Below are 15,337 nucleotides of genomic sequence, written 5' to 3' on the forward strand. Positions count from 1 at the left end.
AGGGACAACCCCGCCATGACGACGGGCAGTTCGAGCACGAGCGACACGGCACGACCCCCCGCGTCCGACGCGGGGATCAGCACGTATCTGGGACAGGAGAGCGCCCTGCGCGCCGGCCGCCTCGGCACGGCGGGCCTGCTGCTCTCCGTACTCGCCGCGACCGGGCCCCTCATGGTGGTCGCCGGCGTCATGCCCACCACGTTCGCCGTGATGGGCGTCGTCGGGCAGCCGCTGCTCTTCCTCATCCTCGGCGTCGTCCTCGCCCTCTTCAGCGTCGGCTACGCCGAGATGAGCCGCCACGTCCACAACGCCGGCGCCTTCTACGCCTACATATCCCGCGGCCTCGGCCCGACCGCCGGCGCGGGCGCCGCGCTGGTCGCGCTCGTCGCCTACAGCGCCCTCCAGTTCGGCATCTACGGCATGTTCGGCTTCGAGGTGTCGGGCCTCTGCGCCACGTACCTCGACCTCCAGATCGCCTGGTGGGTCCCGGCCCTGGTGGCCGTGCTCGCCGTCGGCGCGCTCGCCCTGCTGAAGATCGACGTGAACGCGCGCGTGCTCGGCGTCCTGCTCCTCGTCGAGGTCGCGCTCGTCGTCGTCTTCGACATCGCGGCCATCGGCGACCCGGCGAAGGAGGGCCTGTCCCTGCACGCCTTCAACCCGGACACCCTCACCGGCGCGGGCGTCGGCACCGCCCTGTGCTTCTGCATCGCCGCCTTCACCGGCTTCGAGCAGGCCCCCGTGTACGCGGAGGAGACCAGCCGCCCGCACATCCTCGTGCCGCGCGTGATGTTCCTGGCGGTCGGCTTCGTCGCCGTCTTCTTCGCGATCAGCTCCTGGGCGCTCACGGTCGCCGCGGGACCCTCCGCGATCATCCCGACAGCGCAGAAGCAGAGCGCGGGCCTGATGTTCTTCCTCACGGAGAGCAGGCTCGGCACCACGTTCACGGACGTCGTCCACGTCCTGTTCGTCACCGGCATGTTCGCGGCGCTCCTCAGCTTCCACAACGTGGTCTCCCGGTACGCCTTCGCCATGGGCCGCGAGGGTCTGCTGCCCGCCGCGTTCGGCCGCACCAACAGCTCCAGCGGCGCGCCCGGCACCGGCTCCCTGCTGCAGACGGCGGTGTCCCTGATCGTCGTCGTGGCGTTCGCGGTGACCGACGGCGGGAAGACGGGCGACCCCACGGCGCCCGTACTCCAGCTGTTCACCTGGGGCGGCAACGTGGGCGCGCTCGGCATCATCCTGCTGATGGCGGCGTCGTCGCTGGCCGTCATCGTCTTCTTCGTCCGGCGGGGCGCCGCGGGTGTGCAGGCCCCGCGTCTGGTCGCGTCGGGCATCGCCGGGATCGCGCTGCTCGTCATCGCGTTCTACACGGTCAAGGACTTCGACGTCCTCGTCGGCTCGGGCCCCGGCTCGTCCCTGAACTGGGTGCTGCCCGGCGTCATCGTGCTCGCCGCCGTCATCGGCGTCGCCCACGGTGCGTTCCTGCGCAGCCGGAACCCCGAGGCACACGCCAGGATCGGACTCGGCAACGAGGCGTTCCAGCTGGAGAAGGCGGCGGCCACGCCCGCGGAGCAGTGACGGAACGCCGACGCCCCCGGTAGCCACCGGGGGCGTCGGTCTGTTCTGCGCGTGTTTCTGTCCTGTGCGTGTTACGCGCTCGCGCCGAAGTCCAGGAGGACCTTGCAGGCCCGCGTGCGGTCCGCCGCCAGCGCGAACGCCGACTCCGCGTCCGCCACCGGCACCACCGCGCTGATCAGATCCGCGAGCCCCGGCTCCCGGGCGAGCAGGCGCAGCGCGTCGTCGAACTCCGTGTCGAAGCGGAACGCCCCGCGCAGCTCGATCTCCCGGCTGACCACGAGATTGCCCGCGAACGGGCTCTGACCCGGCGGCAGCATCCCGAGCTGGACGACCACACCGCCGCGCCGCACATGACGCAGACAGCTGTCGAGCCCGGCGGCCACCCCGGACGCCTCGACGGCCGCGTCCACCTGGTCCGGCCACCCCTTATCCTCTGGGTCGTCGGCCCGTACGAGGGTGTCGGCGCCGGCGAGTTCCGCGTACCGGAGCGCTTCGGGGAGCAGGTCGGTCGCGGTGACGTGCGCCGCGCCCGCCGCCCGGGCCGCCGCCACGACGAGGCAGCCGATGGGGCCCGCGCCGGTCACCAGGACGTGCCGCCCGCGGACGTCACCGGCCCGGCGCACCGCGTGCAGTGCCACCGCGAGAGGCTCGGCGAGGGCGGCCTGGTCGAGCGGAAGTCCGTCCGGCAGGGCCCTCAACTGCCCGGCGGGGACGGCGATCCGGGCCGCGAAGCCGCCCTGGACGTGGGGGGTGCGGGCCGCGCTGCCGAGGTAGCGGGTGTCACGGCACACGTTGCGCCGCCCGTCCACGCACTCGGGGCAGGTCCCGCAGGGGGTGGCGGGGTGCACGGCGACGGGCGTCCCGGGCGCGGGTCCGGTGGCGCCGTCCCCGTACGCGACGACCGTGCCCACGACCTCGTGGCCGAGCAGCATCGGCTCCTGGAGGCGGAAGTCGCCGACGCCGCCGTGGCGCCAGTAGTGCAGGTCGGAGCCGCACACCCCGCCGTAACGGACGGCGACGAGGGCCTGGCCGCGGCCGGGCTCGGGGGTGGGGAGTTCGTCGACGCGCAGGTCTCCCGCGCCATGGATCACACAGCCCAGCATCAGGTCTCCCTCAGTCATGAGGTCGTGCGGAGGAACCATGAGGTCGTGGTCGTGTAGAGGACCATGAGGTCGTCTAGAGAACGCTCGTCATGCCGCCGTCGACGTAGAGGATCTGCCCGCTGACGAAGTCCGAGGCGGGCGAGGCGAGGAACAGCGTGCCGCCGACGAGGTCGTCGGTGCTGCCCCAGCGCCCGGCCGGGGTCCTGCGGCGGACCCAGGCGCTGAACTCCTCGTCCCGGACGAGGGGCGCGGTGAGCTCGGTCTCGATGTAGCCGGGGCCGAGCCCGTTGACCTGGACCCCGGAGGGGCCCCAGTCGGCGCACATGCCCTTGGTGAGCATCTTCAGGGCGCCCTTGGTGGCGGCGTAGGGCGCGATGCCGGGCCGCACGACCTCGCTCTGCAGCGAGCAGATGTTGATGATCTTTCCGTGGCCGCGGGCGACCATGCCGCGGGCCGCCTCGCGGCCCACCAGGAACGCGCTCGTCAGATTGGTGTCCAGGACCCGGTGCCAGTCGGTGTCGGTGAACTCCAGGAGCGGGGCGCGCAGTTGCATGCCCGCGTTGTTGACGAGGATGTCGAGCGGACCCACCCGCTCCTCGACGCCGGCTATGCCGGCGGCCACCGAGGGCCCGTCCGTGACGTCGAACGCCGCGGTGTGGACCGGGCCCAGGCCGCCGAGCTCCGAGGCCGCCGCATCGAGGGCGGCCTCGTCGCGGCCGTTGAGGACGACGGTCGCGCCGGCCTCCAGAAGGCCGCGGGCCAGGGCGAACCCGATCCCACGGCTGGAACCGGTCACCAGGGCCCTGCGGCCGCTGATGTCGAAGAGGGGGTGGGTCGTCATCGACGTACTCCCGTCAGGTCGTGACGCGCTGGATGTCAGGTCGTGAAGCGCGCTAGATCACGAGGGACAACAGCAGGACCAGGCCACCGGCGACCACCGAGATGATCGTCTCCATGACGGACCAGGTCTTGATCGTCTGCCCGACGTTCAGCCCGAAGTACTCCTTCACCAGCCAGAAGCCGGCGTCGTTCACGTGGCTGAAGAAGAGCGAGCCGGCGCCGATCGCGAGGACCAGCAGGGCCGTGTGCGCGGTCGACATGTCGGCCGCGAGCGGCGCCACCAGACCGGCCGCCGAGACGGTCGCGACCGTCGCGGAGCCCGTGGCGAGACGGATCACGACCGCGATCAGCCAGGCGAGGAGCAGGGCCGGGATCGCCCAGTGCTTGGAGATGTCCAGGACCATCTGGCCCACACCGGAGTCGATGAGGGTCTGCTTGAAGCCGCCGCCCGCGCCGACGATGAGCATGACGCCCGCGATCGGGATGAGGGACTTCTCGACGGTGGTGGAGAGCCGTTCCTTGGTGAACCCGGCCGCGCGGCCCAGGGTGAACATGCCGACGATGACGGCGGCGAGCAGGGCGATCAGCGGCGAACCGATGACGTCGAAGACGCGCTGGACGCCGTGCTCGGGCTTGTCCACGACGATGTCGACGAGCGCCTTGGCCAGCATCAGGACGACGGGGAGCAGGATCGTGGCGACGGAGGCGCCGAAGCTCGGACGCTTCTCCAGGTCGTCGGAGGCCCGGCCCGGGATCATCTTCTCCGGAGGCTGGACGTCCACCCAGCGGGCGGCGACCTTGGAGAACAGCGGACCCGCGATGATCACCGTCGGGATGGCGATGACGATGCCCAGGGCGAGCGTGACGCCGAGGTTGGCGCCGACGGCGTCGATCGCGACGAGCGGACCGGGGTGCGGCGGGATCAGACCGTGCATGACCGACAGTCCGGCGAGGGCCGGGATACCGATCCGCATCAGCGAGTAATTGCCGCGCTTGGCGACCATCAGGACGACCGGGATCAGCAGCACGATGCCGACCTCGAAGAACAGCGGCAGACCGATCACCGCGGCGATCAGGACCATCGCCCACGGCATGGCGCGCCCGCCCGCCTTGGCGAGGATCGTGTCGACGATCTGGTCGGCGCCCCCGGAGTCGGCGAGCAGCTTGCCCAGGATCGCGCCGAGTGCGATCAGCACACCCACGCCGGCCACCGTGGTGCCCAGGCCCGTGGTGAAGCTGGTGATGGCCTTGTCCAGCGGGGCGCCCGCGATGGCGCCCAGGGCCAGGGAACCGATGGTCAGCGCCAGGAAGGCGTGGACCCGGAACTTCGTGATGAGCAGAACGATGACAGCGATGCCCGCGAGGACGGCGATCCCCAGCTGGGCGTGGCCCGCCGAGGTGATCGGTGCGACGGGGTCCGCTGCCAACATCTCGACGCTGAGACTGGTCACGGTTTTTCCTTGGGGTGGGTGGGGACTACTGGGACTACTTCAGCGACGGGGCGCTGGGGGACGGGGACTGAGGGGACCCGGAATGCCCTTCGAGTTCGGCGAGGGCCTGGACGGCCCGCTCCGTGATCTCCTCGGGGCTGCCCGACACATCGACGTCGACGCCCGCCTCGTCCGCCGCGAGCGGCTGGAGCGTGGCGAACTGTGAATCCAGGAGGGCCGTGGGCATGAAGTGCCCCTGGCGGTGCGACATCCGGTCCTCGATGAGCTTGCGGTCGCCCGTGAGGTGGACGAACACGACTCCGGGGGCCTCGGACCTCAGCCGGTCGCGATAGCTCCGCTTGAGGGCGGAGCTGCTGACGACGCCGCCGAGTCCCGCCCGCCCGTGCGCCCATTCGCCGATGGCGTCCAGCCACGGCCAACGGTCGTCGTCGGTCAGGGGGGTGCCGGCCGACATCTTGGCGATGTTCGCCGGTGGGTGGAAGTCGTCGCCCTCGGCGTACGGGACGCCGAGCCGGTCCGCGAGCAGGGGGCCGATCGTGGTCTTGCCGGTCCCTGCCACGCCCATGACTACGACGACGTGGGGGGTTCGCCGTTCCTGCATCGCTACCTGCCTCGCTGTCTTCTTCGACATCGCTGTGACACGCCACTGAAACCCAAATGGTCTGACAAATTCAAGAGTCTGTGACATAAAAGTCCGACTTTTTATTCCGCTGGTCCGCCTCGTACTCTGACGGCATGACCACACAGGGCCGGGGGCTGCACGCCCACGTACTGGAGAACCTCGGCCCCGCCATCACCGCGGGGGAGTACCCACCGGGCAGCGTGCTGCGCACGGACGAGCTGGCCCAGCGCTACGAGGTGTCGCGCTCCGTGATGCGCGAGGCCGTCCGGGTCCTGGAATCGATGCACCTCGTGGAGTCCCGCCGCCGGGTCGGAGTGACCGTACGCCCCACCGAGGAGTGGAACGTCTACGACCCGCAGGTCATCCGCTGGCGCCTGGCCGGTGCCGACCGGCCCCGCCAGCTGCGCTCCCTCACCGTGCTGCGCTCCGCCGTCGAGCCAGTCGCGGCCGGACTCGCCGCGTCCCACGCCACGGCCGAACAGTGCGCGGCGCTCACCGAGTGCGCGCTCGGCATGGTCGCCACGTCACGCGGCCACCAGCTGGAGGCGTACCTCGTCCACGACATCGAGTTCCACCGGGTCGTCCTGAACGCCTCGGGCAACGAGATGTTCGCCCGGCTCGGCGACGTGGTCGCCGAGGTCCTCGCGGGCCGCACCCACCACCAGGTGATGTTCGAGGACCCGGACCCGGCGGCCGTGTCCCTGCACGTGCATGTCGCCGAGGCCGTCCGTGAGGGGGACGCGGTCCGCGCGGAGGCGCTCACACGCGAGATCGCGGTGGGCGCGCTCCAGGAGCTGGACATCCTCGCGCCCTGAGGTACCGGACATCCGCGCGCCCTGAAGTGGGGGATCCGGCAAGGGACTTACTCGATGAAGTCGCCGTCCAGGTAGACCCACGCACCGTCGACGCGGCTGAACCGGCTGCGCTCGTGCAGCGATCCGGGCCGCCCGCCCTCCGTGTAGCGGGCCCGGAAGGTCACGGTGCCCGTGGTGTGGAACGCGGACCCCTCGGTCGTCCCCAGGATCTCCAGGCCGGTCCACTTCATCCCCGGCTCGAAGGTGATCGACGGCGGGCGGGTCGCCGGGTGCCAGGTCCGCAGCAGGTACGCCGCGTCCTTGACGGCGAAGGCGCAGTAGCGGGAGCGCATCAGGGCCTCGGCGGTGGGCGCGTTCGCCGACCCGGAGTGGTAGCGGCCGCAGCAGGCGTCGTACGGGGCGGGGAGCCCGCAGGGGCAGGTGGGGGCGGGGCGTGACATGCCGACGATTCAACCAGTACCGCGGCGCGGGCCTCAGTTCTGGTCCGCCCGGAACGCCGCCGGTGTCGTCCCCGTGTGCTGGGTGAAGAACTTCGAGAAGTTCGCCGCGTCGGGGAAGCCCACCGCCACGCCGATCCGGCCGACGGGCAGCTCGGTGTGCGCGAGCAGGCGCTTGGCCTCCAGGATCACGCGCCGGTCGATGAACCCCTTCGGGGTCTGGCCGGTGGCCGCCCGCACGGCCCGGACCAGGGTGCGCCGCGAGTAACCGAGGTCGTCCGCGTACGCGCTCACGCTGTGGTTCGTGGGGAAGCCCCGCTCGACCGCGTCCCGGAACCGGGTGAACGTCGTCCCCTGCTGCGGCGCCGTGTCCCCGCTCTCCGGCGACGTCGCCGCGAGGTGCGCGACACGCAGGAGGAGCGCGGTGAGCGAGTGCCGCAGCACGGTCGTGTGCAGGCTCAGCGGCAGCGTCGTCGTGTCCAGGTACTCGCGCTGGAGCTGGGCCAGGGAGTCCTCGAGCGCGGCCAGCTGCGCGGCGTCGGGCCGCAGCCGGGGCGGCCGGTCGTAGCGGTAGAGGCCGGTCGCCTCCACCGTGGCCCGGGGCAGGAACCCGGGCTGCATGGACAGGGCCGTGCCCACGTAGGGGTCGGTACGGGAGAACCGGTGCACCTGGCCGGGCCTGATCCAGAGGATCTCGCCGGCCTGCATCTCGTACTCGGTGAAGTCGACCATGTGCCGGACCGGGCCCTCGCGGAAGAACAGCAGCACGTGGAACTCGATGCGGTGGACGCGCCGGGTCGTGCCGATGCCGTGCCAGGGCCCCTCAGCGCCCATCGGGCCGACCTGCATGCCGACACCACAGACGCTCGCGCCCGGATCGAACGGGTACGTCCGGATCGCCCCCGTCGTGCCCTGGTCGTCCGCCATGTCCCTCCGTCCTGCGCGTGCGTGTCCCACTTTCACCGAATGCTGGCACAGGCGCACCTGGCCGCCATTAAGTATGACCTTTAATTTAGTGAACGTTCGGCTGCTCGTTCTGGGCCGGAAGTCTTCAGGACTTACGACCGTCGAAGGGTGGCGGCCGAACGCCTACAGGGACACAAGGAACGCGAAGGGCTGATCGACATGAGCACGCATCCCCACGGAACCTTCGAGTGGACCGACCTCGACCGGCGCGCCGTCGACACGGCGCGTCTGCTCGCGGCCGACGCCGTGCAGCAGGTCGGGAACGGCCACCCGGGCACCGCGATGAGCCTGGCCCCCGCCGCGTACACCCTCTTCCAGAAGGTGATGCGGCACGACCCCGCCGACCCGGAGTGGACCGGCCGCGACCGTTTCGTCCTGTCCCCGGGCCACACCAGCCTGACCCTGTACACCCAGCTCTTCCTCTCCGGCTACGAGCTGGAGCTCGACGACCTGAAGGCGTTCCGCACCCACGGCTCGAAGACCCCCGGCCACCCCGAGTACGGCCACACCGCCGGCGTCGAGACCACGACCGGGCCCCTCGGCCAGGGCGTCGCCAACGCCGTCGGCATGGCCATGGCCGCCCGCTACGAGCGCGGCCTGTTCGACCCCGAGGCCCCCGAGGGCGAGAGCCCCTTCGACCACACCGTCTGGGCGATCGTCTCCGACGGCGACCTGGAGGAGGGCATCTCCGCCGAGGCGTCCTCCCTCGCCGGCCACCAGAAGCTCGGCAACCTCGTCTTCGTCTACGACGACAACCACATCTCCATCGAGGGCGACACCGCCACCGCCTTCTCCGAGGACGTCCTGAAGCGCTACGAGGCCTACGGCTGGCACGTCCAGCGCATCGAGCCCAAGGCCGACGGCGACACCGACGTGCACGCCCTGTACGAGGCCCTGGCCGCCGCGAAGGCCGAGACCGGCCGCCCGTCCATCATCGCGATGCGCACGATCATCGCCTGGCCCGCCCCCAACGCGCAGAACACCGAGGCCTCCCACGGCTCCGCGCTCGGCGCCGACGAGATCGCCGCCACCAAGCGCGTCCTCGGCTTCGACCCGGAGAAGACCTTCGAGGTCGCCGACGACGTCATCGCCCACACTCGCGGCGCCCTCGACCGCGGCGCCGACGCGCACGCCGAGTGGGACAAGCGCCTCGGCGAGTGGCGCACCGCCGAGCCCGAGCGCTCCGCCCTCCTCGACCGCATCGTCGCCGGCCGCCTCCCCGAGGGCTGGGAGTCGCACCTGCCCGCCTTCGAGACCGGCAAGAGCGTCGCCACCCGCGCCGCCTCCGGCAAGGTCCTCCAGGCGCTCGGCCCGGTCATCCCCGAGCTGTGGGGCGGCTCCGCCGACCTCGCGGGCTCGAACAACACGACCATCGACAAGACCAGTTCGTTCCTGCCGAAGGGCAACCCGCTGCCGGAGGCCGACCCGTACGGCCGCACCATCCACTTCGGCATCCGCGAGCACGCCATGGCCGCCGAGATGAACGGCATCGCGCTGCACGGCAACACCCGTGTCTACGGCGGCACGTTCCTCGTCTTCTCGGACTACATGCGCAACGCCGTCCGCCTCTCCGCGCTCATGCAGCTCCCCGTCACATACGTGTGGACCCACGACTCCATCGGCCTGGGCGAGGATGGCCCCACGCACCAGCCCGTCGAGCACCTGGCCTCCCTGCGCGCCATCCCGGGCCTGAACATCGTCCGCCCGGCCGACGCCAACGAGACCGCCATCGCCTGGCGCGAGATCCTGCGCCGCGGCTCCGACAAGCCCGCCCCGCACGGCCTCGCGCTGACCCGCCAGGGCGTGCCCACGTACGAGGCCAACGAGGAGACGGTGAAGGGCGGTTACGTCCTGCGCGAGGCCTCCACCGGGAAGCCCGAGGTCGTCCTGATCGCGACCGGCTCCGAGGTGCACCTCGCCGTCGAGGCCCGCGAGCAGCTGGAGGCCGAGGGGATCGGCACGCGCGTCGTGTCGATGCCGTCCGTCGAGTGGTTCGAGGAGCAGCCGCAGGACTACAAGGACAGCGTCCTGCCGCCGTCCGTGAAGGCGCGCGTCGCCGTCGAGGCCGGCATCGGCCTGACCTGGTACCGCTACGTCGGCGACGCCGGCCGCATCGTCTCCCTTGAGCACTTCGGCGCCTCCGCCGACGCGGCCACGCTCTTCGCCGAGTTCGGCTTCACCGCCGACAACATCGCCGCGAAGGCCCGGGAATCGCTCGCCGCCGCCCGCCGTTGATCCGTACGCGTCAAGCATTTCGAAAGAAGATGAAGAAGAACATGAGCAACGCCACCCCCGCCTCGCCGATCCTCAAGTCCCTCTCCGCCGAAGGCGTCTCCATCTGGCTGGACGACCTGTCCCGCAAGCGCATCGAGTCCGGCAACCTCGCCGAACTCATCGAGAAGAGCCACGTCGTGGGCGTCACCACGAACCCCTCGATCTTCCAGGCGGCCATCGGCTCCGGCGAGGGCTACGAGGAGCAGCTCGCCGACCTCGCCACCCGCAAGGTCACCGTCGACGAGGCCGTCCGCATGATGACGACCGCCGACGTCCGCGCCGCCGCCGACATCCTGCGCCCCGTGTACGACACGACGGACGGCCGTGACGGCCGCGTCTCCATCGAGGTCGACCCGCGCCTGGCCCACGACACCGCGGCCACGATCGCCGAGGCCAAGCAGCTGGCCTGGCTGGTCGACCGCCCCAACGTCATGATCAAGATCCCGGCGACGAAGGCGGGCCTCCCCGCCATCACCGAGGTCATCGGCCTCGGCATCAGCGTCAACGTCACCCTGATCTTCTCCCTGGAGCGCTACCGCGAGGTCATGGACGCCTACCTCGCCGGCCTGGAGAAGGCGAAGGCCGCGGGCCTCGACCTGTCGGTCATCCACTCCGTCGCGTCGTTCTTCGTCTCGCGCGTCGACGCCGAGATCGACAAGCGCCTGTCCAAGGTGGGCACCGACGAGGCCACGTCGCTCAAGGGCAAGGCCGCCCTCGCCAACGCCCGCCTCGCCTACGAGGCGTACGAGCAGGTCTTCGCCACCGAGCGCGCCACGCGCCTGGAGGCCGCGGGAGCCAACAAGCAGCGCCCGCTGTGGGCTTCCACCGGCGTCAAGGACCCCTCGTACAAGGACACCCTGTACGTCGACGAGCTCGTCGCCCCCGGCACCGTGAACACCATGCCGGAAGGCACCCTCCTCGCCACCGCCGACCACGGCGACATCCACGGCGACGCCGTCTCCGGCACCTACGACGCCTCGCGCGCCGAGATCGCCGCCGTCGAGAAGCTCGGCATCTCCTACGACGAGGTCGTCCAGCAGCTCGAGGACGAGGCCGTCGACAAGTTCGAGGTGGCCTGGAACGACCTGCTCGGCGCCGTCGCGAACCGCCTCGCCGTAAAGGAGGCGCAGGCCAAGTGAGCACCACCGCTTGGCAGAACCCCCTGAGGGACCCCCGCGACCGCCGCCTCCCGCGTGTCGCGGGCCCCTCCGGGCTCGTCATCTTCGGCGTCACCGGCGACCTCTCCCGCAAGAAGCTCATGCCGGCGGTCTACGACCTCGCCAACCGCGGACTGCTCCCGCCGGGCTTCTCGCTCGTCGGCTTCGCCCGCCGCGAGTGGGAGAACCAGGACTTCGCCCAGGTCGTCCACGACTCGGTGCGCGAGCACTCCCGCACCGAGTTCCGAGAGGAGGTCTGGCAGCAGCTCGCCGAGGGGATGCGCTTCATCCCCGGCGACTTCGACGACGACACCGCGTTCAAGCAGCTGCGCGAGGCCGTCGACGAGCTCGACGAGAAGCGCGGCACCAGCGGCAACTACGCCTTCTACCTGTCCGTGCCGCCCAAGTTCTTCCCCCGGGTCGTGCAGCAGCTCAAGAAGCACGGTCTCGCGGACGCGCCCGAGGGGTCGTGGCGCCGCGCGGTCATCGAGAAGCCGTTCGGCCACGACCTCGCCAGCGCCCGCGAACTCAACGCGATCGTGCACGACGTCTTCGCCCCCGACCAGGTCTTCCGCATCGACCACTACCTCGGCAAGGAGACCGTCCAGAACATCCTGGCCCTCCGCTTCGCCAACCAGATGTACGAACCCATCTGGAACCGGAGTTACGTCGACCACGTGCAGATCACCATGGCCGAGGACATCGGCATCGGCGGCCGCGCCGGCTACTACGACGGCATCGGCGCCGCCCGCGACGTCATCCAGAACCACCTCCTCCAGCTCATGGCCCTGACCGCCATGGAGGAACCGGCCGCGTTCGACGCCGAGTCGCTCCTCACCGAGAAGCTCAAGGTCCTCAAGTCCGTGCGGCTGCCCGGCGACCTCGGCGCGCACACGGTCCGCGGCCAGTACGCGGCCGGCTGGCAGGGCGGCGAGAAGGTCCCCGGCTACCTCCAGGAAGACGGCATCGACCGGTCGTCGAAGACCGACACCTACGCCGCCGTCAAGCTGGAGGTCGACAACCGCCGCTGGGCCGGCGTGCCGTTCTACCTGCGCACCGGCAAGCGCCTCGGCCGCCGCGTCACCGAGATCGCCGTCGTCTTCCAGCGCGCCCCCCACTCCCCGTTCGACTCCACGGCCACGGAGGAGCTCGGCCAGAACGCGATCGTCATCCGCGTCCAGCCCGACGAGGGCATGACCGTACGCTTCGGCTCGAAGGTCCCGGGTACGTCGATGGAGATCCGGGACGTGTCGATGGACTTCGCCTACGGCGAGTCCTTCACCGAGTCCAGCCCGGAGGCGTACGAACGGCTCATCCTGGACGTCCTGCTCGGCGACGCCAACCTCTTCCCCCGCACGGAGGAGGTGGAGGAGTCCTGGAAGATCCTCGATCCCATCGAGGAGCACTGGGACACCCACGGCCGGCCGGCGCGGTACGCCTCGGGAAGCTGGGGCCCGAAGGAAGCGGACGAGATGCTCGCACGAGACGGACGGAGCTGGCGCAGGCCATGAAGATCGACCTGACCGACACGACGGCAAGCAAGGTCAACAAGGCATTGGTGCAGGGCCGCAGGGAGATCGGCACCCCGGCCGTGGGCATGGTCCTCACGATGGTCATCGTGACCGACGAGGAGAACGCCTACGACTCCGTCAAGGCCGCCGAGGAGGCATCCCGCGAGCACCCCTCGCGCACCCTCGTCGTGATCAAGCGGCAGGCCCGCTCGCCCCGCGACCGTCAGGGCAACCGCCTCGACGCCGAGGTCAGGGTCGGCGCGGACGCCGGCACCGGCGAGACCGTGATCCTGCGTATGTACGGCGAGGTCAGCGCGCACGCCGACTCGGTCGTCCTGCCGCTGCTCCTCCCGGACGCGCCCGTCGTCGTCTGGTGGCCCGTCGACGCCCCCGAGATCCCCGTCAAGGACCCCCTGGGAGCGCTCGCCCAGCGCCGCATCACCGACACGTACGCCGTCGAGGACCCGCTGGCCGCGCTCGCCGCCCGCGCCGCCTCGTACGCCCCCGGCGACACCGACCTCGCCTGGACGCGCCTCACCCCGTGGCGTTCCATGCTCGCCGCCGCCCTCGACCAGGCCCGCGAGGAGGTCGTCTCCGCGGCCGTCGAGAGCGAGGCCGAGAACCCCAGCGCCGAACTCCTCGCGCGCTGGCTGGGCGTACGCCTCGGCGTGCCCGTCGAGCGCGTCACCACCCCGGGGCCGGTCGTCACCGCGGTCCGCCTCGGCACCGCCAACGGCGAGATCCGCATCGACCGCCCCGAGGGCCCCCTCGCCCAGCTCACCCTGCCCGGCCAGCCGCAGCGCACCCTCGCCCTGAAGGTCCGCAGCACCTCCGAGCTGATCGCCGAAGAACTCCGCCGCCTCGACGCGGACGAGATGTACGCCGTCGCCCTGGGCGGCGACGGCACCAAGGAGCGCGTTCACCATGCCTGACACCACCCCGCGCCTCACGAACCGCCCCCAGTGGACGGCCCTTGAGGACCACCGGGCCGCGCAGCGTCAGGTCCACCTGCGGGACCTGTTCGCCACCGACCCGGGCCGCGCCCGGCGCTACACCGCCCGGGTCGGCGACCTGCACATCGACTACTCCAAGCACCTGATCACGGACGAGACCCTCGCCCTGCTCCAGGAACTCGCCACCGCCACTGACGTGTTCGGGCAGCGCGACGCGATGTTCCGCGGCGAGAAGATCAACACGACCGAGGACCGGGCGGTGCTGCACACGGCGCTGCGGGCCCCGCGTGGCGCCGTGATCGAGGTCGACGGCGTCGACGTCGTCCCGCAGGTGCACGCCGTCCTGGACAAGATGGCAGTGTTCGCGGACAAGGTCCGCTCGGGTGCGTGGACCGGCCACACCGGCAAGCGCATCAAGAACGTCGTGAACGTCGGCATCGGCGGTTCGGACCTCGGCCCGGCGATGGCGTACGAAGTCCTGCGGCCCTTCACCGACCGCTCCCTGACGGTCCGTTTCGTGTCGAACGTGGACGGCGCCGACCTCCACGAGGCGGTACGCGATCTCGACCCCGCCGAGACGCTGTTCGTCATCGCCTCGAAGACGTTCACGACGATCGAGACGATCACCAACGCGACCTCCGCGCGGAGCTGGCTGCTCAAGTCGCTCGGCGACGAGTCCGCCGTGGCCAAGCACTTCGTCGCCCTGTCGACGAACGCGGAGAAGGTCGCCGAGTTCGGCATCGACACGGCCAACATGTTCGAGTTCTGGGACTGGGTCGGCGGCCGCTACTCGTACGACTCCGCCATCGGCCTCTCGCTGATGATCGCGATCGGCCCGGACGCCTTCCGCGAGATGCTCGACGGCTTCCACCTCGTCGACGAGCACTTCCGCACCGCCCCCGCCGAGTCCAACGTCCCGTTGCTGCTCGGCCTGTTGGGCGTCTGGTACGGCAACTTCCACGGCGCCCAGTCGCACGCGGTCCTCCCGTACTCGCACTACCTGTCGAAGTTCACCGCGTACCTCCAGCAGCTCGACATGGAGTCCAACGGCAAGTCCGTGGACCGCGAGGGCCGCCCCGTCGACTGGCAGACCGGCCCGGTGGTCTGGGGCACCCCCGGCACCAACGGCCAGCACGCCTACTACCAGCTCATCCACCAGGGCACGAAGCTGATCCCCGCCGACCTGATCGGCTTCGCGAGCCCGGTCGGGGAGCTCTCCGCCGAACTCGCAGACCAGCACGACCTGTTGATGGCCAACCTGTTCGCGCAGGGCCAGGCCCTCGCCTTCGGCAAGACCGCCGACGAGGTCCGCGCCGAGGGCGTCCCCGAGGCGCAGGTGCCCCACCGCACCTTCCAGGGCAACCACCCCACGACCACCATCCTGGCGAGCGAGCTCACCCCGTCCGTCCTCGGCCAGCTCATCGCCCTCTACGAGCACAAGGTGTTCGTCCAGGGCGCGATCTGGCACATCGACTCCTTCGACCAATGGGGCGTCGAGCTCGGCAAGGTCCTCGCCAAGCGCGTCGAACCCGCCCTCACCGAAGGCGCCGACGTCCCCGGCCTCGACGCCTCCACCCAGGCGCTCGTCGCCACCTACCGCACGCTCCGGAAGAAGTGAAGAAAGACATGA

At 70.8% G+C, this 15,337-nt stretch carries 13 protein-coding genes; 7 read left to right on the top strand and 6 right to left on the bottom strand.

The window, feature by feature from the left end; genetic code table 11:
• Positions 1–15 precede the first annotated feature (15 nt).
• Entirely contained in the window at positions 16–1,578 is a 1,563-nt protein-coding gene (locus tag EOT10_RS13110) for an APC family permease (protein WP_127828340.1), read from the top strand.
• 71 nt (positions 1,579–1,649) lie between these two features.
• Here the strand turns inward: EOT10_RS13110 and EOT10_RS13115 are convergent, their stop codons facing one another.
• The 4 genes from EOT10_RS13115 to EOT10_RS13130 form a co-directional block, all read right to left on the bottom strand.
• Positions 1,650–2,681 carry an L-idonate 5-dehydrogenase gene (locus EOT10_RS13115; RefSeq protein WP_127828602.1) on the bottom strand — a complete coding sequence of 344 codons (1,032 nt, stop codon included), beginning with the start codon at positions 2,679–2,681 and terminating at the stop codon, positions 1,650–1,652.
• A 73-nt stretch (positions 2,682–2,754) separates the two neighbouring features.
• On the bottom strand, positions 2,755–3,522 hold the full coding sequence (locus tag EOT10_RS13120) for an SDR family oxidoreductase (RefSeq protein WP_127828341.1): 768 nt from the start codon (positions 3,520–3,522) through the stop codon (positions 2,755–2,757).
• Between the two features lie 52 nt (positions 3,523–3,574).
• Complete coding sequence (locus tag EOT10_RS13125) at positions 3,575–4,972, bottom strand: GntT/GntP/DsdX family permease (protein ID WP_127828342.1); 1,398 nt, start codon at positions 4,970–4,972, stop codon at positions 3,575–3,577.
• Between the two features lie 34 nt (positions 4,973–5,006).
• Entirely contained in the window at positions 5,007–5,573 is a 567-nt protein-coding gene (locus EOT10_RS13130) for a gluconokinase (protein WP_127828343.1), read from the bottom strand.
• Positions 5,574–5,707: 134 nt separating this feature from the next.
• On the opposite strand from EOT10_RS13130, the gene EOT10_RS13135 reads away from it, so the two are divergent.
• Positions 5,708–6,409: a FadR/GntR family transcriptional regulator gene (locus tag EOT10_RS13135; protein ID WP_127828344.1), complete on the top strand. Its 702-nt coding sequence runs from the start codon at positions 5,708–5,710 to the stop codon at positions 6,407–6,409.
• Positions 6,410–6,456: 47 nt separating this feature from the next.
• Here the strand turns inward: EOT10_RS13135 and EOT10_RS13140 are convergent, their stop codons facing one another.
• Together EOT10_RS13140 and EOT10_RS13145 are read right to left on the bottom strand one after the other, a co-directional pair.
• A complete protein-coding gene (locus EOT10_RS13140; RefSeq protein ID WP_127828345.1) occupies positions 6,457–6,849 on the bottom strand; it encodes a YchJ family protein in 393 nt (130 codons plus the stop codon).
• Between the two features lie 33 nt (positions 6,850–6,882).
• A complete protein-coding gene (locus EOT10_RS13145) occupies positions 6,883–7,773 on the bottom strand; it encodes a helix-turn-helix domain-containing protein (protein ID WP_127828346.1) in 891 nt (296 codons plus the stop codon).
• 198 nt (positions 7,774–7,971) lie between these two features.
• Here EOT10_RS13145 and tkt point away from each other — a divergent pair, with 198 nt between their 5' ends.
• The 5 genes from tkt to pgi are packed head-to-tail and all read left to right on the top strand — an operon-like array spanning position 7,972 to position 15,325.
• Entirely contained in the window at positions 7,972–10,047 is a 2,076-nt protein-coding gene (tkt, locus tag EOT10_RS13150) for a transketolase (protein WP_127828347.1), read from the top strand.
• A 41-nt stretch (positions 10,048–10,088) separates the two neighbouring features.
• Entirely contained in the window at positions 10,089–11,225 is a 1,137-nt protein-coding gene (gene tal, locus EOT10_RS13155) for a transaldolase (RefSeq protein ID WP_223280959.1), read from the top strand.
• Positions 11,222–12,754 (top strand): glucose-6-phosphate dehydrogenase, encoded by a 1,533-nt coding sequence (gene zwf / locus EOT10_RS13160; protein ID WP_127828349.1) that lies wholly within the window; start codon positions 11,222–11,224, stop codon positions 12,752–12,754. Before tal ends, zwf begins: the two co-directional genes overlap by 4 nt.
• Positions 12,751–13,686 (top strand): glucose-6-phosphate dehydrogenase assembly protein OpcA, encoded by a 936-nt coding sequence (gene opcA / locus EOT10_RS13165; RefSeq protein WP_127828350.1) that lies wholly within the window; start codon positions 12,751–12,753, stop codon positions 13,684–13,686. Before zwf ends, opcA begins: the two co-directional genes overlap by 4 nt.
• The gene (gene pgi, locus EOT10_RS13170) at positions 13,679–15,325 is read left to right on the top strand and encodes a glucose-6-phosphate isomerase (protein WP_127828351.1); all 1,647 of its coding nucleotides are present in this window, start codon (positions 13,679–13,681) and stop codon (positions 15,323–15,325) included. The genes opcA and pgi overlap by 8 nt, the downstream gene beginning before the upstream one ends.
• Positions 15,326–15,337: the final 12 nt, after the last annotated feature.

The organism is Streptomyces antnestii (assembly GCF_004005495.1).
GTDB lineage: Bacteria > Actinomycetota > Actinomycetes > Streptomycetales > Streptomycetaceae > Streptomyces > Streptomyces antnestii.